The 18,666-nt window shown below is 43.1% G+C and carries 19 protein-coding genes and 2 pseudogenes; 10 read left to right on the top strand and 11 right to left on the bottom strand.

The features are described from left to right. Window positions 1-24 precede the first annotated feature (24 nt). Complete coding sequence (locus F6K38_RS13645) at window positions 25-231, bottom strand: hypothetical protein (protein ID WP_131827050.1); 207 nt, start codon at window positions 229-231, stop codon at window positions 25-27. A 592-nt stretch (window positions 232-823) separates the two neighbouring features. Here F6K38_RS13645 and F6K38_RS13650 point away from each other — a divergent pair. Next, window positions 824-1,471: a DUF3318 domain-containing protein gene (locus F6K38_RS13650; RefSeq protein WP_008187651.1), complete on the top strand. Its 648-nt coding sequence runs from the start codon at window positions 824-826 to the stop codon at window positions 1,469-1,471. Window positions 1,472-1,824: 353 nt separating this feature from the next. After that, a complete protein-coding gene (locus F6K38_RS13655; RefSeq protein ID WP_287263331.1) occupies window positions 1,825-2,013 on the top strand; it encodes a pentapeptide repeat-containing protein in 189 nt (62 codons plus the stop codon). On the opposite strand, the gene F6K38_RS13660 is transcribed toward F6K38_RS13655, so the two are convergent. After that, a complete protein-coding gene (locus F6K38_RS13660; protein WP_008187645.1) occupies window positions 1,997-2,776 on the bottom strand; it encodes a 7-carboxy-7-deazaguanine synthase QueE in 780 nt (259 codons plus the stop codon). The two genes, F6K38_RS13655 and F6K38_RS13660, sit on opposite strands and share 17 nt — an antisense overlap. A gap of 115 nt (window positions 2,777-2,891) precedes the next feature. Here F6K38_RS13660 and F6K38_RS13665 point away from each other — a divergent pair, with 115 nt between their 5' ends. Beyond that, complete coding sequence (locus F6K38_RS13665) at window positions 2,892-3,881, top strand: sugar transferase (RefSeq protein WP_044494201.1); 990 nt, start codon at window positions 2,892-2,894, stop codon at window positions 3,879-3,881. Window positions 3,882-4,343: 462 nt separating this feature from the next. Further along, entirely contained in the window at window positions 4,344-4,742 is a 399-nt protein-coding gene (locus F6K38_RS13670) for an ATP-binding protein (protein WP_008187640.1), read from the top strand. Here the strand turns inward: F6K38_RS13670 and F6K38_RS13675 are convergent. The 4 genes and pseudogenes from F6K38_RS13675 to F6K38_RS44170 form a co-directional block, all read right to left on the bottom strand. Further along, window positions 4,739-5,626 carry a hypothetical protein gene (locus F6K38_RS13675; protein WP_008187638.1) on the bottom strand — a complete coding sequence of 296 codons (888 nt, stop codon included), beginning with the start codon at window positions 5,624-5,626 and terminating at the stop codon, window positions 4,739-4,741. The genes F6K38_RS13670 and F6K38_RS13675 overlap by 4 nt on opposite strands. A 217-nt stretch (window positions 5,627-5,843) precedes the next feature. Then, window positions 5,844-6,353: a hypothetical protein gene (locus F6K38_RS13680; protein ID WP_008187636.1), complete on the bottom strand. Its 510-nt coding sequence runs from the start codon at window positions 6,351-6,353 to the stop codon at window positions 5,844-5,846. 230 nt (window positions 6,354-6,583) lie between these two features. Next, complete coding sequence (locus tag F6K38_RS13685) at window positions 6,584-6,802, bottom strand: hypothetical protein (RefSeq protein WP_287251152.1); 219 nt, start codon at window positions 6,800-6,802, stop codon at window positions 6,584-6,586. Between the two features lie 107 nt (window positions 6,803-6,909). Continuing rightward, window positions 6,910-7,059 (bottom strand): annotated as a pseudogene (locus tag F6K38_RS44170) (IS1 family transposase); the annotation flags it as partial. Window positions 7,060-8,651: 1,592 nt separating this feature from the next. On the opposite strand from F6K38_RS44170, the gene F6K38_RS13690 reads away from it, so the two are divergent. Next, window positions 8,652-9,908 carry a glycosyltransferase family 4 protein gene (locus F6K38_RS13690; RefSeq protein WP_008187629.1) on the top strand — a complete coding sequence of 419 codons (1,257 nt, stop codon included), beginning with the start codon at window positions 8,652-8,654 and terminating at the stop codon, window positions 9,906-9,908. Between the two features lie 181 nt (window positions 9,909-10,089). Further along, a pseudogene (locus F6K38_RS44175) lies at window positions 10,090-10,173 on the top strand (Uma2 family endonuclease); the annotation flags it as partial. Here the strand turns inward: F6K38_RS44175 and F6K38_RS13700 are convergent. After that, entirely contained in the window at window positions 10,161-10,412 is a 252-nt protein-coding gene (locus tag F6K38_RS13700; protein WP_287263327.1) for a hypothetical protein, read from the bottom strand. The pseudogene F6K38_RS44175 and the gene F6K38_RS13700 sit on opposite strands and share 13 nt — an antisense overlap. 186 nt (window positions 10,413-10,598) lie before the next feature. Between F6K38_RS13700 and F6K38_RS13705 the strand changes: the two genes are divergently transcribed. The 3 genes from F6K38_RS13705 (at window position 10,599) to F6K38_RS13715 (ending at window position 13,460) form a co-directional block, all read left to right on the top strand. Next, complete coding sequence (locus tag F6K38_RS13705) at window positions 10,599-12,341, top strand: GMC family oxidoreductase N-terminal domain-containing protein (protein ID WP_287356738.1); 1,743 nt, start codon at window positions 10,599-10,601, stop codon at window positions 12,339-12,341. Between the two features lie 271 nt (window positions 12,342-12,612). Continuing rightward, the gene (locus F6K38_RS13710) at window positions 12,613-12,924 is read left to right on the top strand and encodes a hypothetical protein (protein WP_008187623.1); all 312 of its coding nucleotides are present in this window, start codon (window positions 12,613-12,615) and stop codon (window positions 12,922-12,924) included. Between the two features lie 401 nt (window positions 12,925-13,325). Next, entirely contained in the window at window positions 13,326-13,460 is a 135-nt protein-coding gene (locus F6K38_RS13715; RefSeq protein WP_287356740.1) for a hypothetical protein, read from the top strand. On the opposite strand, the gene F6K38_RS43315 is transcribed toward F6K38_RS13715, so the two are convergent. Further along, complete coding sequence (locus tag F6K38_RS43315; RefSeq protein ID WP_161603178.1) at window positions 13,432-13,536, bottom strand: Uma2 family endonuclease; 105 nt, start codon at window positions 13,534-13,536, stop codon at window positions 13,432-13,434. The two genes, F6K38_RS13715 and F6K38_RS43315, sit on opposite strands and share 29 nt — an antisense overlap. A 363-nt stretch (window positions 13,537-13,899) precedes the next feature. Between F6K38_RS43315 and F6K38_RS13720 the strand changes: the two genes are divergently transcribed. After that, window positions 13,900-14,043, top strand: coding sequence for a hypothetical protein (locus F6K38_RS13720; protein WP_154659871.1), 144 nt, complete (start codon window positions 13,900-13,902; stop codon window positions 14,041-14,043). Window positions 14,044-14,048: 5 nt separating this feature from the next. Here F6K38_RS13720 and F6K38_RS13725 read toward each other — a convergent pair whose 3' ends face one another. The 3 genes from F6K38_RS13725 to F6K38_RS13735 form a co-directional block, all read right to left on the bottom strand. Further along, entirely contained in the window at window positions 14,049-14,594 is a 546-nt protein-coding gene (locus F6K38_RS13725; protein ID WP_154659870.1) for a hypothetical protein, read from the bottom strand. Between the two features lie 166 nt (window positions 14,595-14,760). After that, entirely contained in the window at window positions 14,761-14,952 is a 192-nt protein-coding gene (locus F6K38_RS13730) for a hypothetical protein (protein ID WP_287356741.1), read from the bottom strand. Window positions 14,953-15,038: 86 nt separating this feature from the next. Further along, window positions 15,039-18,666 (bottom strand): response regulator (locus tag F6K38_RS13735; protein ID WP_287356743.1); only part of this gene is annotated, 3,628 nt, incomplete at its 5' end.

The raw sequence follows: 18,666 nt of genomic DNA on the forward strand, positions 1-18,666 counted from the left end.
AATATCGTCAAAGCCAATGTAGACTTAAATATAGAGTACAGGCTGCAAAACCGTTGGCTCAACCGGGAAAGAGACCCGCAATTTGATTGACCATAAAGTAGTAATGCTCGGAGGGTAGGGAAACTCCTCCTTAAAAACCCAACCGTCAATTAAAAGTTGGCGTGTGAACCTAGAAGAATCACCTTTGAGATAAAAACGGTGCGCTTGACCTTGGCGAATTAAATTCGCCAAGGTCAAGCGCACCGCAAAGTACGGTGGGGCACACCGGAACTTGAGGAAAAGGAAGGGAAACGGACTTTTAAGGCACTTCCAGGAAGTACTCCAACGCTTAAGGAGAACTGCCCTCTAGGTCTGTCGTGAATTGACTGGGGACTTGGTGTTTTCACGGGTTTTTGGTTAAGCATTGTCCTATTTTTGGCGGCGTCAAAGATTGGAACTCGGCGGTTTACGGCGGCTCGTTGATCTAAGAATCCCCGCGTCTAATGACCGGGGAGTGTCAAAGCAATCTTAATTTACTGGTGAAAATTCTGAAGATAGGGTGATCGGGTAATGGGGATAATTGGTAATGGGTTAATCTGGTTTTTGAGCTGTCAGCCCTGAAACGCTACTATAAATTTAAATACAGAAAGAGAAGACCATGGGCGAAGCGCTTAGTGCCTAGTAGTACCCTTAGGGATTAGTTTGACGTACTACTGATAGTTAGCTTCCTCGAAGTTCACTCTCGTCGAGTACACAACATCTTAAACTTGGGTAAATCGAATTCGTCGATACTGTCCGGTCACAAACAGCTCAATTTGAAAAAGTTTTTTGTAGGAGGATATGAATGACATCCTATGCAGCGTCTTCTGCTAGAGCAGAAATGAGTGAACTCCGACGACTAAAAACCTTACTACCACCAGAGCTACAAAGCTGGGTGATGGTGGAAGGGTCAACAGAAGTCAATCCCCCCTTGGTTCGTTGTGAAGAACTAGGTTCAGACGAGGTGGAAATTCAAATTGACCTAACTAAATGGGAGCAGCTCGCCCTTGACCAGCGTAACCTCCTGTTTTGGCATGAAGTTGCCCGGATTCAAAATGACACAATTCCTAAAGAAGGCTGGGAAATGGCAGCCCTAGCCATTGGTTTAGGGGGTGCTGTCGGGGAACTCTGGGTACAAGATGGCTTACTGCTGCTGTTAGCATTAGCCCTATGCGGAGTCTCAGGTTGGCGACTTTATCAAAAAAACAATGGGGAGAAAAACCTCAAATATGCTATCGAAGCTGACGAAAAAGCGATCGCACTAGCTACTCGCTTTGGTTATACCCTACCCAATGCCTACAAGAGTCTAGGCAGTGCCTTGAAAACCTTAATTGAAATCACCCCTAGTCGTCGTCTACGGCGCAGATACGAAGACCGGCTCTCTGCTCTCAAACGCAGTGCCGCTAAAGCCAAAGCCCAAGCCAAAGCCAAGGGAGAAGGCACAACCATGTAGTGTGATGTCTAGGCAAGACTTAACTGTTGGTTATTTGTTGACGGTTATTTGTTGACGGTTATTTGTTAACTGTATGTTTGTTGACTGTATGTTTGTTGACGGTTATTTGTTGATGGTTATTTGTTAACTGTATGTTTGTTGACTTTATGTTTGTTAACTTTATGTTTGTTAACTGTATGTTTGTTGACTGTTGTTTGCTGACTGTTGTTTGTTGACCTTGGCCAAAAGGCCACGCAATCGCGTTCAACTAAAATAACCTTGGCCTAAAGGCCACGCTACGCAAACAACCTACCCTTCACCGAACGCCAAAGGCGAACAACCTTGGCCAAAAGCCCACGCAATCGCGTTCAACCTTGGCCAAAAGGCCACGCAATCGCGTTCAACCAGCTAACTTTCAACCAGCTAACTTTCAACCAGCTAACTTTCAACCAGCTAACTTTCAACCAGCTAACTTTCAACCAGCTAACTTTCAACCAGCTAACTTTCAACCAGCTAACTTTCAACCAGCTAACTTTCAACAGACCCCTAAAGCTGACCGATAATTTTATGGGTCTGAGGCACCACCCTTACCTGCTTAAGAGAATGCTTCATTAAAGCCTGCCAAGCCAAAACCTGCTCCGGAGTAGGAGCAACTATTGGTTGCCCAGACCCCTCCAACGGAGTCACTGGTTGCAGAAATACTGGAATTTCCGCGCTAACCGCTGCTACCAAATCAGCAGATTGTTCTAACTCCGTGGGGTCAGTGTGGCAATCAATAATTAACTTGACAAATACCTCCACTGATGAGTTGTGGCACAGCTTGAGAAATTCCCTGTGAGCAGCCCATCTGTTTTCTCCACTCACACTGGGCAACTTAATATCCATACCCACTGAGTCCAAATAGGGCAAAAGCCTTGCCATCTCTTCAGGACGATGACCGCCAGTTTCTAGGTAAATGGGCAATCCAGTTAACTGTCGTAGCTCAGGCAGACATTCCACCAGAAACGGAGTATGAAGTAAAGGTTCACCACCAGTGAGGCTAATGCTATCGTGCAATCGATGTTGATTTTGTCTGTCAACCCATTTCAGTAGCGATCGCAGGGGGACTGGATTTGGATAAGTTTCAAAATCACGCTTACCGGGAGTCTGTTCCACCTGGCATTGAGGAGGGACAGCCCAGGTATGGAAACTGTCACAGAAATGACATCTTAGATCACATAGGGCAAACCGGATAAAGATCTGACGAGTGCCAACATTTAGCCCTTCTCCTTGAATAGCAGAAAAAACTTCGATCAGGCGGGCAGTTGCTTGAGTCCCACAGAGCATGTTCAGATTTTCAAAGATTTCATAATATTTGACTATTTTTTTGGCGAATCCTAGCGTTCTAGGACAAAATAATGGTCAAGACTATAGGTTAAAATCTAGCCCTTTTTCTTCTATGATGGTTGATTCAGTCAAGAGCGACAATTTCCTGGTAGTGTTCTCACAAGATACTCCCGTGGTGGAATTACCCAGTCGTGTCAGTGTACTAGAAGCTGTGGAGTTTAAGCAACTATTCCAGCAGCTTCTCCAAAAAATTCCTCTGCCTGAAACAATCATATTTGATTTTCACCAGACTAATTTTATCGATAGCAGTGGTATCGGTGCATTAGTGAGTAATCACAAAAGCGCCCTAGAACAAGGGGTTAAAACGTTGCTTAAAAATGTCACTCCCCAAGTCATGTCTGTATTGGTCATTACAGGACTAGACCAAAGGTTAACCATACAACCATCAGATAATAGTACCACACTAAGCACCAACAAATCAGTAAATCACTTACCAACAACCCATCCCTCCGTTAGATCTCCGGTGAAGCGATTAATCGATATTCTGGGTGCAATCGTGGGTTTGGGAATTACTGGTATTTTATTTCTTCCCATTGCCCTTGCTATTAAGCTAGATAGCCCTGGTCCGATTTTTTTTGGTCAAATCCGTTGTGGTTGGATGGGAAAGCGGTTTCGGATCTGGAAATTTCGCTCCATGTGTGCTAACGCTGAACAGCTAAAAGAGAAAGTTAAAAATCAAGCTGATGGCAAAGTTTTTAAGAATGAGAATGACCCCAGAATCACCAGAGTAGGTCATTTTTTACGGAAAACCAGCTTGGATGAACTGCCTCAGTTCTGGAATGTTCTGAAAGGGGAGATGAGTTTAGTAGGTACAAGACCACCAACAGTCAATGAAGTAGAAATATATGAGGTTCCCGAGTGGCAACGTTTAAACGTAAAACCGGGTATCACTGGTGAGTGGCAGGTGAATGGACGCTCAAAAATCCGTAGTTTTGAAGATATCATTCAAATGGACTTAAAATACCAACATCACTGGAGCTTAGCCCATGATATCAGAATTATCTTCAAAACTATCCTGGTGGTGGTTCGTAAAGATGGAATGTAGTTTTATGGTTAGATGAGTTTGGACCCATCACCTTCGCCCCTACTGGGGAAGGTGATGGTAATTTATGAAATGCCAGCCTAGCTTACCTTGGAACCGAAAACTATTTTTTAATAGTAGATTAGAATAGACCTCTTGTCAAAGTATTTTTGTGATCCTGTCTTTCTCAATTATTGTCCGCTGATCCAAAGTTCCCTTGTCCGAAGTTCCCGACAACTGCCGCGAAGTCTAATGCCATAGACCGTGTAAACACCAGAATTTTTAAAAGTACCATCAAATTCGATCAATTTAGGCTAATATAGTGGTTCCCACTAGACCGATCTGCATCGACATGATGATCGGAACCTCCGTGTTGCAGAAGAGTCATTGTTGTTTTTATCTTACAAAATAGTGGTGCTTATTAATAAAACCTGGAAACTCAGTCGGTTAATGTGCAATGGAAAACCGCTTCGAGAATCTCGTCTAATGGTCCAAACAGACTTGAGTGAAGTCAAAGATGTATTACAGTGGTTTGAGGAATTCACTTCTGACCTACTGCCTCAGCAATTTTGGCAGCAGTGTCAAATTGCTTTGGTGGAAGGATTTACTAATGTAGTACGCCATGCTCATCGACATTTACCTAAAACTACAGTAATAGAGCTGGAGTTAAAGTTATTTACTGATGGATTAGAAATGCGGCTTTGGGACTATGGACAGCCTTTTGATTTCCAATCCAAGCTGGAATCCCTCTGCCAAGAGGACTATGACCCTTTAGAAAAAGAAGGAGGCAGAGGGTTGATGTTTATGAATCAGCTGACAGACGAAGTTTCCTACCAACGTCTGTCTGACGAACGTAATTGTCTACTAATGCGTAAATGGTGCTAGATTTCCGCTGCGGCGCGTTCAATTAAGCTACGCGCCAGACTTTGAATGCCAGTGTGTTCATAATAGTTAGTAGACATATCCAGAAAAGCGGCGAGATAGTCTAACTTGTCATCAGAAAACTCAATAAAACTTTGCAAGTTATTAGCGATTTGTTCTGGGGTCACACCTCGGTCAGTAACGAAATCACTCATCCATCCCTTCACCGATTCAAAGCTTTGACCAATAAAGTTGAGCTTGCCTTCGGAATCATCCCCAGGAATCGCATCCTGGATCCCTTTGAAACTCCCACTTTCTTCCAACTCGTTGGGAGTTAGACGCTCTAGAGTTGACTGTACTCCCATGATAAAGTCAGGACCAAGGGGAATCAGACCATCAAAACAAACCAGTGCTGCCATACGCATTATAGATGCGCCACTATAGTCAGCTAAGGCACCCACAAAGTCACCAATGCTATCCCCAGGCAGACCATTAATTTGGCAAAAGCCGATCAATTCCCCTACCACTTTGATGGACAGATCGATAGTTTGGGCTTTGTCAGCTTTCGGAGTCAACCTGTTCAAGAAACCCAACAAGGGAATTTTTTCACCAACCTTGTTCGCTAAAGCTGCTGTACCCAAAGCCGTACCAGTGCTATCAATGGTTTGGTAAATCCACAGCGCTCGTTGGTAGCCCTGGGAGCGGTCATTGAACAGATAGACGGCGCGATCGCCAATTTCCTGAATTACCTCTTCGTCTTCTTCACCAGTGATCGCACGAATGGTATTTTCAAATCCCACTAAATTTTCCCACTCTCCAGGCACAACAAAGTCTAGAGACTTCAGCGCCGAGATGGTCAGGTTCTTCGTTGGCAGATCATCAACGATTTCAAAAATTGCTTTGCTCACACTCAGACTCCTTTACAATCTGATACCTTCGAGTCATTAGTCCTTGGTCATTAGTCCTTGGTTATTAGTCCTGAGTGACCAACACCGAGTCTGATCGTAGTTACTGATCGTAGTTACTGATAACTAATGACTGATGACTAATGACCTACTCACCCGTGATTCGTGTGATTGAGGATGCTTATTCCCCATTCACCTTTTTCCTTGTAGCATTTATTTACTAAAGTCGGGCAAGACCACTGAGGTTAAATTTTGCTAACCAGGCTTTGCGATCGCTAGCGGTAAACGACGGATCTCGGGATTGGATCTTTACCTGGTAGCGCTTACCGACCAAAATAGCGGTTTGAGTGGAACCAATTTCCCGGGCTGGATAACCAGCAATGGTTTGACCACTTTGCTGATATTTGGCAGCAGTGGTAGGAATGCTGCTGGTATCGGAAATTGAGAGAACTGCCACCTCAGTGCCATTTTTCTTCAACTTGGCTTGAGCAAAACCTTTTTTCTCCTGGGTATATACTCGTTGATAACCACCCCCTGATGGTGGGAAAAACTTGTTGAATTGAGACCCTTGAGTGGCATTCTTGGTAACAGCCTGACCACTTCTAGCCTGGCTGCTGGCCTGTTGTGCCTGGTCAAAACGAGAGGGGGCTTTTTGAGCGCAGGATGTTACCAGCAATACTGTGCTGAGTAACACGGTCGCTAAAATTGTTTTTACACGAGAAATGGTCATCGTTTTCTCCTGGAATGATTTATGCTGCTTACTTAGCAAGACTATCTCGGGGAAACCTTACCAGAGCTATATAAACAAAGATTTCCCAAGTGCCCCATGGCTTGGTCAAATAAGTGACCAGTAACACTATCCTACTCTAGGCATAAAACCACTACCCCCTTCTGGTATTGAGCAACTGGTCACAACGTTATGCCAAGGTGTACTCCCTGCTTAGTAGACGAAGTCCAAAGCTAAAACACCTGCCAAAGCCATCCTAGAAAATTGTAGTCAATACTTGGCAAAATGGGGAGCAGGGAGTAGGGAATAGGGAGCAGGGAGTAGGGAATAGGGAACAGGGAATAGGGAACAGGGAATAGGGAACAGGGAATAGGGAACAGGGAATAGTTAAAAAATTGGCGTTGCATTACTGTGGGATGATTTAGAGTTTTTTTCGATAGCGATCGCTTCATAATCCCTCCCAAATGTTAAACTGAAATTAATACTGAAATTAATTTAGTAATCCTTTTGTTTTTGAGATATTCAATCATGAATTTATTGACAACTATAACATCTATATTGACTTATAATAACAAAAGTTTTTACGATGTGATCGCGCTAGATAATGACGCAAATGACTATTCTATCCTTCGACCATTGTCATTGATTTTTTACTAACGCTCTGGTCTCCATTTGGACTAAATTGATGGTAAACTTTATATCCATATGTAATCAAATAGCAATAAAAATTATTGATTGTTTTATGATTTTTTTAAAAAGGGTTTGCCCTTTATTATCCTATTAAATATTATCAAATATCATCGGAATCCTTGTTTAAAGATGTCCATACCAAAATTTTAGTTTTTTTTGCTATAAATGTTTGCAGTTAATCTAGTTTACCCACTTGTGGTGTTTTGTAATTTTTATGATAATCAGGTAGCTGATTACCAATCTGCTTCACCCAACTAATTCCTGTATTATGATTGACTTTATGAATTCTTTCAATAGCCCTAAAACCCTTCCCCTTTAGGTACATAGTTAAACAGTATTATTTAACTTTTTTGCTCTCCTAGGGTGGCTAGGATAAATTAGTATAATAAAATAATCGCCATAGCCCTTACTAATTAAGGTTTTGAGTAATTTAAAAATGCAATTTTAATAAAAGCGCACCTAAGCGGTCTTGGGGGTTTACCCCATGAGCGACTGCATCAATACAATGTATTTTTATTTGATTGAATCCCTTGCTATTTAAGGGGTTAAGCTCATTTAACCTACTCATTTACTATAATCAGTATAGGAGAGCCAACTTTTTGAGAATAACATAATTTTGAATAAGACTAAATAAATTGGCGAGCACAGCTCTTACATTGATAATTTTCTCCCCCCTTATGTGACCATTTTTTCAATACTATTAGACTGAAAATTAGGGCAATTTATACTCAGTTATTTCATGAGAGTGCTAAAGTTTAACTTTTTTATTAATTAAAAATTATCCCAGAATCATGCAACGCCAAAAAATTATGTGTAGGGAGCATGTCAAATTCGCCAAATGTACTCAAATAACTCATAACTGCTACTGAAACCCCGAAAACACTGTAGTTCAAGCGTTTATAGTTCAAGTGTTCTTACAAAATTGACCTGCTCCCTATGTGTACCTCATAGCTATGAAAAATGCTATACAATTCGACGCAGCTTGGATATGAAAAATGCTATACAATTCGACGCAGCTTGGAAATGATATTACTTATTTTTTATAAAAATACTTTGGAGATTATAGAATAATTGTTAATTAATTTTTAATTCCTATGCCATCCGTAAAAATTCTGAAAAAAAAATCTATTTTCCCAGAAAATGCGGGATTGCACCCATGAATAAAAGTGTTTTTTTCGATATAAATATAATTATTGGTAAATGAAATTATCCGTTGATTTCAAAAACTAGTTATAGCTCGGTAATCAGACGCTCATTACCAATTACCAATTACCAATTACCAATTACCAAAAGGGAGGATTTATTAGTTGCAGCCATAATCAGAATTGGCATAAAGATTCTTGCTGTAGCTCTTAAAGAGGCTTTAGTAATGCACAATTATGATATTTTGGTCAAGGGTGTTTATGTTAAATTTTGTTACAAAAACTGTCATTCAGGCGTAAAATATGGAATTGAAGCCGAATAAATAGTTATAGGGTTAAAATCCCTGATTGGGCATTTTGCACCACCAACCTGACTTGACAATGGTCGTGAGTTCTCAGTGCTAAAGCCAATAAATCAATACACAAATTTGGTGAGTCTACACCCGGCTGGCAACATCTACTAGAGATTATGCGAATCCTAATATATTCTTACAACTATCATCCAGAGCCAATTGGGATTGCCCCATTGATGACTGAACTAGCAGAAGGGTTGGTCAAAAGAGGCCATGATGTTCGGGTCATTACTGCGATGCCCAACTATCCTCAACGTCAAATTTATGAGGGATATCGAGGAAAATTGTATCTTACCGAACACATCAAAGGTGTGATTGTAGATCGCTGTTATGTGCGGATTCGCCCGAAACCAAATTTGATCGACCGATTATTGCTAGAGGCAAGCTTTGTTGCTACCAGCTTCCTCAAGGCTCTGAGTTCTCCTCGCCCTGATATCATTATTTTAACTAGTCCACCACTGCTAGTTTCCCTACCAGCTGTGATTTTGGGGTGGATACACCGAACGCCAGTAATTCTAAATCTCCAAGACATTTTGCCAGAAGCTGCTATTAAAGTAGGCTTACTGAGCAACCAACCTCTAATCCGTGCATTAGAGGTTGTAGAAAGGTTTGCTTACCGCACAGTCACCAAAATCAGTGTGATTGCTGATGGCTTTACCGATAACTTGCGCAGCAAGGGTGTGCCAAGCTCTAAAATTGTGAAGATTACCAATTGGGTTGATGTTAACTTCATCCGTCCTTTACCAAAAGAAAACAACTCCTTTCGCACTGCCCATAACCTTAATGGTAAGTTCGTTATACTCTACTCCGGTAATATTGCCCTCACTCAAGGTTTAGAAACTCTGATTAAGGCAGCATCTAGGGTGCGTCACGTTCGAGATATTGTGATTGTGATCGTTGGAGAACAGAAAGCTTTAGGCCGACTAAAGCAGTGCTGTAAGACTTGGGACGCCAATAATGTTAAGCTGCTGCCATTTCAACCTCGGGAAAAACTACCGGAAATGCTAGCAGCAGCGGATGTGGGGTTGGTAATACAAAAGCAGAATGTAATTTCTTTCAATATGCCCTCCAAAATCCAAGTACTGCTAGCTAGTGGTCGCCCCATCCTAGCTTCTGTTCCTGCTAATGGAACCGCTGCCAGAGCTGTCAAAAAAAGCGGCGGTGGCATTGTTGTTCCCCCAGAGGATCCAGAAACTCTAGCAGAAACAATCTTAGAGTTGTATAAGGATCCCGCAAGAGTTACATTACTGGGCAACAGAAGTAGACAACATGCTCTTCAATATTATTCATTTGATCAAGCTCTCAACCGTTACGAAGAACTCTTTTCTGACATTCAAAATCAGCGGTTACTGGCAGCGGTTCAGAAGTCTTGATGAATCCCTTTTACTGATTAGGGAGTAGGGAGTAGGGAGTAGGGAGTAGGGAGTAGGGGTAACAAAATTGAATGCACCTCATAAGTATTAAACGTTCTTTAGTGGGATGCTAAAAACCATGACTCGAAATGCGTTCGCGAAGCGTGACCTACGGTCAATCGCGAAGCGTGGCCTACGGCCAATCGCACTCAACCCAACAATTCCTCCCCTGGAAAACGGTGACAGGCTGACTCAGGCTGAGTTTGAGCGTCGCTATGATGCCATGGCCGTTGAAGGTTGAAGGTTGAAGGTTGGTTTGTTGAACGCGATTGCGTGGCCTTTTGGCCAAGGTTGAAGGTTGAAGGTTGAAGGTTGGTTTGTTGAACGCGATTGCGTGGCCTTTTGGCCAAGGTTGAAGGTTGAAGGTTGAAGGTTGGTTTGTTGAACGCGATTGCGTGGCCTTTTGGCCAAGGTTGAAGGTTGAAGGTTGGTTTGTTGTTCGCGATTGCGTGGCCTTTTGGCCAAGGTTTAAGGTTATCCAATTCTTAGCACTCAAACGGTTACACATCAATTTCATCTGGCTATCTCCCCATCTCCTCATCTTCCCATCTCTCCACACTTCCCACACTTCCCACACTTCCCATACTTCCCACACTCTTGGCCTGTTCGCTATTCGATATAATAAAATAATTTTCTTAAAAAACCATTCCGATGATGTACGATACGATCGTGGTTGGCTCTGGTAACGGAGCCTGTGGGTTTCTGAGCTATTACCTAGAAGCTGGTAATGACAGGTCTATCCGGGAGCGGGTGTTAGTGCTGGAGGAGGGGGATGATTTCTTTACTACCAGCGACATTACCCACCAGAACAACTGGACTAAGTCCTACGCGGAGGAAAAGGTATTCAAGTTGCACAATGCCCTGACTCCCAAGGGAATTCCGATTATATCTGGGCGAGCCTGCACTATGGGTGGTGGCGGCTCGATTAACTATACCATGATGCATGAGTCGTCGGAGTGGCTGGCGACACATATTGGTCAAACGGCAGCCTATTGGGACAGCCTGAAGGCAGAGTTGAATCAGAAGTTTGCTAGACCAAACCCGGTAACCGATCCGTCACCTGTGACTAAACAAGTACTCCAGGCGGCTGAGAAGGTTGGTTTTGTGACCAGTACAGACGCTATCGACAATATTCCTAATTTGGAGGTGAGGGATACTGGCCTGTTGCACCTTTTTCCAACCCAGTTCAACTCATTTGGGCAGCGAACCCACAGCGGAGTATCCATTGTCGATTGGTTTGGCCAGGGAGTGGAGATCAAGACTAGGTGTAGGGTTGAGAGACTTGAGTTTTCTAAGGAGCAAGGGCAAAAACCACGGTGCGTGGGGGTGCATGTTAAGTACCTGGACACGGGGATGACGGAACGCTTGTCTTTGAATCCGGATGGTGGAAAGGTGATTATGTGCGCAGGGGGTGCCACGCCACGGCTGCTCTGGTCTCACCGCGAGGAATTGGGAAACGATCTGATCGGGCAGCATGTGAATGACCATATTGTCATGCCCCTGGGTCTCTACGTGGTGGATAAGAGTATCGATGTTACCCCTCGGGATGTGTACATCTCTGTGTTTGCTACAACGGTATGGCAACCAGAACCAGAACAACCGGGACAAGAAACGGTTTGCTGCTTCGATTTCTTTTCTGGTAATTTTGAGAGGCTGTGGTTTATGATTGCCCACCTTTATCTGGCGTTCCTGTTCCCAAACTGGCTCAAGAAGTTCGTGATCAGGTTACCTTGGTTGTTTAATATCATCAAGAACGTGATTAGGGTGTTTCTTCAGGCAGTCAATTTCATCATTAACCTGTTATGGGGACTTTATAACTTACTTCAAGGCAAACCATGGCATGATGAAGCCCACTTGATTACTGCGGCGATTAAGTTTAATGCTGCTAAAGAGGGTTGCTATTCAAGGGACGACTCTCGGATTGAATTAGATTTCTTTGGAGAAGAGGAACAATCCCATTTCAATCAGGATAAAGTGGTAGCTAACAGTGAGATTGCCAAGCACATGGCACTGTTGAACGGCTTGGGAGAACAGCCACATTGGTTAGTTAAGTGGTTCTTGCGACTGGTAACTAAGATGCCCTACGAAGAGAACCAGATTGAGGAGTATGTTGATGTTTACAGTCGCAGGTTTTTACTGTCGGAGCAGCACTTGTCGGGGGGATGCCTATTCGGTAAGGCGATTGATAAAGGACTCGACAATGCAATAGATACTGGTAAAGTATACGGGTCAGCTAATGTCTATGTGGCTGACCTTTCTGCTGTGCCCTTGCCCCGGATTAGTACGCAGATGACAGCTTATTTGATTGGTTTCCATGTGGCGAAGAGGATATGTGTGGGGAATGGGGAATCGGGAGTCGGGAGTCGGGAGCGGTGCGACCCGTGGCGAATTTAATTCGCCTACGGAAAGCGCACCGAGGGAGTCGGGAATTAAATATCTGATCGACATGATATAATCCCAGAAATTGGGCGCGAGTTAATTGCTAAGCCAGAAAAGACCGATGGATTAATTCTAGGTATCGAGGGATATCTATAACACTATTTTGTTAGGTGGCTCCATACTTGGCATCACTTCAGAGGATGCCAGCTAATCTCTTATTGTCTATAAAAATTGCTAATAATCCTGAGTAGCCAAGTCATTGTTTCCTTTAAATCAATAACTAATAATGAATAATTCTCAATTTATAGATATGCTAATTAAAGTTCTTAATGCAGCAATAGAACAAGTTAAAGAAGTAAGGTATGCTCTTGGTAGTGATGTTTCTGCTCAGGATTATAAATCTATTGGGTCATTTGGTGATGGGTATCAAAAAATTAATGCTCAGAATCTAGAAACTGACACTGGAACTTCCAAATTTAATCAACAAATAACAAAGACTGGCACTGATAAAGAAGGAATAGATGAGGTAGGTCCAGATCCAGGGAGTATGCCACCAGGTTTAGAAGCTTCTTCTAGACTTAGAATGCAAAACTGTTAGTCACAAAAACTTCAAAGATAGCTATACCTAGAGTTCATACCTCAAATAAACTAACTTAACTAGAAATAATGTCCAAAATTTTTCCTAGCAAGGGTTTTGGGCATTATTTAGTATGAATAAATTTAGCATAACAGGTACGAAAGAGTCGTTTTCACATAGGAATTATAGATCCACGAAATTTATGGTTCTCACATCTTTATTAGGGCTATGGTAGTTACTTATTTTATACCTATCCGATGCTTAAAAATACATAATCTAGATAAATAAATTTGAATTAGCTAGCATTGGAGTCACCAATTCAACACTCCCATCGCCTAATAACTATTCCACGTTTTTCTGAATAGATAACCATTGACAGTAAACAGTAAACCCTCAACCCTCAAGAAACTCCGGAATCACTGGTGGCAACATTTGAGATACAGATAATAAACAATCGGGCAACTGTAACGGTAAAATTGTTTGATTATCTGCCAGAATTACCTGACTTTGATACCCTTGCTCAGTCGGTTATCGAAAAACATGCAATTGACGATTAGTTAAATAAATTACCCAATAATCAGCAATCTCCGCCTCTGCATAATGGTTAGCTTTCAGTTCACAATCCCTCCTCAAGTTAGTATCGGCAACTTCAATAATTAAATAAATTTATGATGGTGTGGGATCATGGTCTAGGTATTGCAGTTCATCTGGTATAACTACGGCTATATCTGGTTGGAGTTCGGAGTAATTACTTAACTGAATTGGTAATTGTGTTTGAGCTAACCCTTGCTCTCATAAACGATTATCCAACAATCGGCAAGTGATCCGAATTCCAGTAGCATGGGGAGGGGTGCATCTCACGTTTACAATTAGGTAAAAATTTCAGTTAAAATTCCCACACTCCGATGGCGAAATGGGGATATTTTTATGGTTATTTCTGAATACTAGCACTATACATTAAGGTTAGGAGATTGATATATAGCGTTTATCATAGCTATGATGTACAGAGATTTTTTCTCCTTATTACCTATTCCCTGCTCCCTTATTCCTGCTCCCGACTCCCTCGGTGCGCTTTCCGTAGGCGAATTAAATTCGCCACGGGTCGCACCGCTCCCTACTCCCTCGGTGCGCTTTCCGTAGGCGAATTAAATTCGCCACGGGTCGCACCGCTCCCTACTCCCTGAACTATAACCTATAGCAACACTCAATGCTCGTTCTAAATCCAGCAAAAAAATCGTTAACTTTTCTGCTTCGTATTGCCACACCGCGACATAATTAGCCATACCAAGGAGATAGGTTTCACTGTAATAGTCTGGCAATTTCCGAATCGTTGATAAGGGCAAATCGATCATAGTGGGTAGCCGCTCAACCGGAATGGCGCAGGCGTCTCCCCCGGGAGTTTTAACGATGATCAAAAATTCGCCAACATTTGATAAATCAATAGGGGATTTTGTGACAGCAGCGGTTTCCCCTAAACCTTGACTTATCGGTAGCTTAGCTTTGGTAGGTTTGACCAGTATTGGTTTTAAAGGCAGCAGCGTCAAGGTTCGATTGTCTAGATGAATTAGTCTGTTATCCCTGCTACTCTCCCTAATGTTGCTGGGAAAATCCCTAACGTTTAAGACCACTGTCATTGGTAATGCTAACCAATACTTAGCGATTTTAAAGACAATAACTCTAATTTTTTTCATATCCCTACTCCGTAAGCTATCAGCTATCAGCTATCAGTTATCAGCTATCAGTTATTATTTATCAGTTATCAGTTATCAGCTATCAGTTATTATTTATCAGTTATCAGCTATCAGTTATTATTTATCAGTTATCAGCTATCAGTTATCAGTTATCAGCTATCAGTTATCAGGTTTCAGCTTTCAGCTTATGGGTTAGGTCACAGGCTAGAAGCCTGTGCCACGCTACTTGAGGTGATTTTGAATAAAACAGGTAAGCATTCGTTTGATCAGAGTTACGGAAAGCTGACCGCTGACCCCTGACGGCTGACCGCTGACCGCTTACTATTAAATTATCCCAAATGAAGTTTATTTTAAGCATTAGGCTGACCACTGACCGCTGACCGCTGACCACTGACCGCTGACCACTGACCGCTGACCGCTGACTACTGAATGCTGAGGTTTATTTTAAGCATTAGGCTGACCACTGACCGCTGACCGCTGACCGCTGACGGCTTTATTAATTGTTGCTAAAATATCTTCGTCTAAATACGGTTTAGTCAAATAAGCTATAGCTCCGAGTTCGGTAGCAAGTTTTTTGTATTTATCCTGACTACGGGAGGTGAGCATAATAATAGGAATATCAGCTAAAGCTGGCTCTTGATGACTAAGACTCAAAAACTCAAGACCGTTTAACCGTGGCATTTCTAAATCACAGATAATCAGATCAATACCACTACTTCTGCGCAATAGTTCTATAGCCTCCCAACCATCTTTAGCTTGCACCACATGGTTACCATTTCGTTCTAGAATTAGGCTTAAATTTTGTCGCTCAGTAATGGAATCATCGACAACTAAAAAGGTTTTAGAAAGCTTGGCAGGTTGAAGGTTGGCAGGTTGAAGGTTGGCAGGTTGAAGGTTAGCAGGTTGAAGGTTAGCAGGTTGAAGGTTAGCAGGTTGAAGGTTAGCAGGTTGAAGGTTAGCAGGTTGAAGGTTAGCAGGTTGAAGGTTGGCAGGTTGAAGGTTGGCAGGTTGTTCGCCTTTGGCGTTCGAGAAGGGTAGGTTAGCTGGTTGAAGGTTATCAGGTTGTCTATGATCAGGTTGAAGCTTGTCTGGAAAACCTTGGCCAAAAGGCCACGCTTCGCGAACAACGTTCAACCTGCTAACCTTCAACTCTTCAGAACCTTGGCCAATAGGCCACGCTTCGCGAACAACCTTCAACCTGCTAACCTTCAACTCTTCAGAACCTTGGCCAATAGGCCACGCTTCGCGAACAACCTTCAACCTCCCAACTTTCAACTCTTGATAACTGCCAACCTTCAACAAGGATGGCTGAGATTGAGGGAGCTGCTGTACATAGTTAAGTAACCCTGTACCGTCAATTACCAGGGTCAAACGACCATCGGCCAAAATACTGCAACCATAAACATAGGGAGGATATGCGATCGCATTAGACAGCTGCTTGATCACCAGTTCTTGCTCTTCGAGTACTTGTTCCACTTCTAGTCCTACCCATCCGTCACCGCTAGCCATCAATAGGATCGGATTAATCTCTTGGGGTTTAGTGAGCAAGGGATTCCAAGCTGGTAGTGTCGATACCTGTTGGGATGAGTATTCCAGTAAGCATGAGAGTTGGTAAACGGGAGTGCTATACTCATTCCCCCTGTGATGCCAATTCAGGATTTTTTGATCATTCACCATCTGGATGTGCTCAGATGCTGGCAACACTATCTGTTCAATGTCATTACCCACAAACCCATACACTCCCTGACTAGCTTGAACCACTAGCACCCTGGCATTTCTGAGGGCCTCTTGGATCTGCAAGCAAAAGGTTGTGCCAAGACCCTGCTGGAAGCGAACCTTTACCCGACCGTTAATCCGTTGCAGTTGGGAGCGCACCACATCTAGGCCAATACCTCGTCCAGAAAGTTCGTTAATTTGAGAAACAGTGGAAAATCCTGGCTGACAAAGTAAGTCTAATAGCTGATTTGGCTCCGGTGATTCGCCCAGGGCTTCCAAGTGCTCAACACTGAGCAGGTTGGTTTCCACGGCACGATTATAAATCTTTTCCAAGTCCAGTCCCTGACCATCATCTGTGACTTCAATGATGGTGCGATTTCCTTGATAGAAGGCACGAATTTCAATCTTACCGATAGCAGGTTTACCCCTTTGTTGGCGAACCTCGGAAGATTCAATACCATGGTCGAAACCATTGCGGACTAGATGCAGTAAAGCATCATAGAGATAATCAGCAATGGTTTTATCAACTAGGACATTACTAACACTGAGGGTCAATTCCGCTGACTTGTGATGGACATTAGACAACTGCTGCACCATGGAGGGAAAGGATTTAAGCAGATGTTCCAGAGGTATAGTCCGAGCCGATTGAAGAGTATCCCTCAGCTGAGTTGATAGACGCTGTTCTCGTTCCACACTAGCAGCAGCCGTAGTGGCTAACAAGCTCAGGTCTTCTGTAGCTTGAGTCAGTTGCAGGGTTTCTTCCCATGCCGAATCCCAGAGCTTAGAAATTTGCTGATTAGAGGAATGCTTCTTGAGCTGAGTGCGCAGTTGAGTCAGGGTGTGGCGGTGTTGCTTGAGCCAATTGGAGAGTTTTTCAACTACCCCTTGACAGTTTTCATCCTGCCATCCTAACTGGTTTTGGTTAATCAGTAGTTCCCCAACTAGGTGAGATAGATGTTTAAGACTGTCTAAATCAACGCGCACTGTGGCCGATGTCTTGATCGAGCCCTCTGCTAATGAAGGCACACCAGCCTCTCCAGACTCCCGATCGGGAGGAGACATTGATATTTGGTTTACTTCTTTTCCTGATTCAGAGTTAACCGCTAACTCCGACTCTTGCTTAGAGTCAGTCTGAGCTTGGTTAAGATTGTCTGTTGCTACGGTTTCTGAAGATTCATCCAGAAATATAGTATCTGGAAATATACTATCTGGAAGTATACTATCTCCCTCAAGAGATTCCTCTTCAGGAAACACTTGATTAGTTTGCTGTTGCGCGAGAGGAATATTACCAAAGGTTTCCTCAAGTAATTCATCAAGGGCTGTTGCCGATTTAAGGTTAGCAGGTTGAAGGTTAGCAGGTTGAAGGTTAGTGTTGGTTGAAGGTTGAAGGTTAGTGTTGGTTGAAGGTTGAAGGTTAGTGTTGGTTGAAGGTTGAAGGTTAGTGTTGGTTGAAGGTTGAAGATTAGTGTTGGTTGAAGGTTGAAGGTTAGTGTTGGTTGAAGGTTGAAGTTTGTCTGGAAAACCTTCAACGTTCCAACCTTCAACATTTAACGATTGTGAACCTTCAACCTTCAACGATTGTGAACCTTCAACCTTCAACGATTGTGAACCTTCAACCTTCAACGATTGTGAACCTTCAACCTTCCAACCTTGGCCTTTTGGCCACGCTTCGCGAACAACCTGTAACTCTTCTTGTGATCCAGCTAATTGTTGAAGGCCTCGGCTGGGGTTTCCTCCACGAGTGCGATCGCCTCCTAAGACAGCAGTATGAGCTTCCTGGAAATTCGTTAAGGCAATCTTGGCAATTTCCATCACCTGTTCAGGGTAAGCGTCAAGGGCTTTGAGGGTGTTTTCGGCAATAGCTTTAAACCCTGGTAAGCTCAAGGATTCCCCCAACCCTACAAATATTTCACCTTGTTCTCGCAAGGTCTCAGCAATCTCTATCAACGTAGCCTTATCATAATCGGGGGTTGAAGGTTGAAGGTTAGTTTCGGTTGAAGGTTGAAGGTTAGTTTCGGTTGAAGGTTCAAGGTTAGTTTCGGTTGAAGGTTCAAGGTTAGTTTCGGTTGAAGGTTCAAGGTTAGTTTCGGTTGAAGGTTCAAGGTTGTCTGGAAAACTTTCAACATGCAACCTGCCAACCTGTAACCCTTGAGAACTTTCAACATGCAACCTGCCAACCTGTAACCCTTGAGAACTTTCAACATGCAACCTGTCAACCTGTGACCCTTGAGAACTTTCAACATCCAACCTGCCAACCTGTAACCCTTCAGAACTTTCAACATCCAACCTGCCAACCTGTAACCCTTCAGAACTTCCAACCTTCAACAAGGAAGCTAGGTGATCAATGCGTTGCTTG

Origin of the sequence: Moorena sp. SIO3B2 (assembly GCF_010692525.1) — a bacterium.
In the GTDB taxonomy this organism is placed as follows: Bacteria; Cyanobacteriota; Cyanobacteriia; order Cyanobacteriales; family Coleofasciculaceae; genus Moorena; species Moorena producens.

Excerpts from the sequence above, each read along its gene's own strand:
- F6K38_RS13650 (WP_008187651.1), top strand. The coding sequence starts at position 824 with ATGACATCCTATGCAGCGTCTTCTGCTAGAGCAGAAATGAGTGAACTC.
- F6K38_RS13660 (WP_008187645.1), bottom strand. The coding sequence starts at position 2,776 with ATGCTCTGTGGGACTCAAGCAACTGCCCGCCTGATCGAAGTTTTTTCT.
- F6K38_RS13665 (WP_044494201.1), top strand. The coding sequence starts at position 2,892 with ATGGTTGATTCAGTCAAGAGCGACAATTTCCTGGTAGTGTTCTCACAA.
- F6K38_RS13670 (WP_008187640.1), top strand. The coding sequence starts at position 4,344 with ATGGTCCAAACAGACTTGAGTGAAGTCAAAGATGTATTACAGTGGTTT.
- F6K38_RS13680 (WP_008187636.1), bottom strand. The coding sequence starts at position 6,353 with ATGACCATTTCTCGTGTAAAAACAATTTTAGCGACCGTGTTACTCAGC.
- F6K38_RS13685 (WP_287251152.1), bottom strand. The coding sequence starts at position 6,802 with ATGAAGCGATCGCTATCGAAAAAAACTCTAAATCATCCCACAGTAATG.
- F6K38_RS13690 (WP_008187629.1), top strand. The coding sequence starts at position 8,652 with ATGCGAATCCTAATATATTCTTACAACTATCATCCAGAGCCAATTGGG.
- F6K38_RS13705 (WP_287356738.1), top strand. The coding sequence starts at position 10,599 with ATGATGTACGATACGATCGTGGTTGGCTCTGGTAACGGAGCCTGTGGG.
- F6K38_RS13710 (WP_008187623.1), top strand. The coding sequence starts at position 12,613 with ATGAATAATTCTCAATTTATAGATATGCTAATTAAAGTTCTTAATGCA.
- F6K38_RS13720 (WP_154659871.1), top strand. The coding sequence starts at position 13,900 with ATGATGTACAGAGATTTTTTCTCCTTATTACCTATTCCCTGCTCCCTT.
- F6K38_RS13725 (WP_154659870.1), bottom strand. The coding sequence starts at position 14,594 with ATGAAAAAAATTAGAGTTATTGTCTTTAAAATCGCTAAGTATTGGTTA.
- F6K38_RS13730 (WP_287356741.1), bottom strand. The coding sequence starts at position 14,952 with ATGCTTAAAATAAACTTCATTTGGGATAATTTAATAGTAAGCGGTCAG.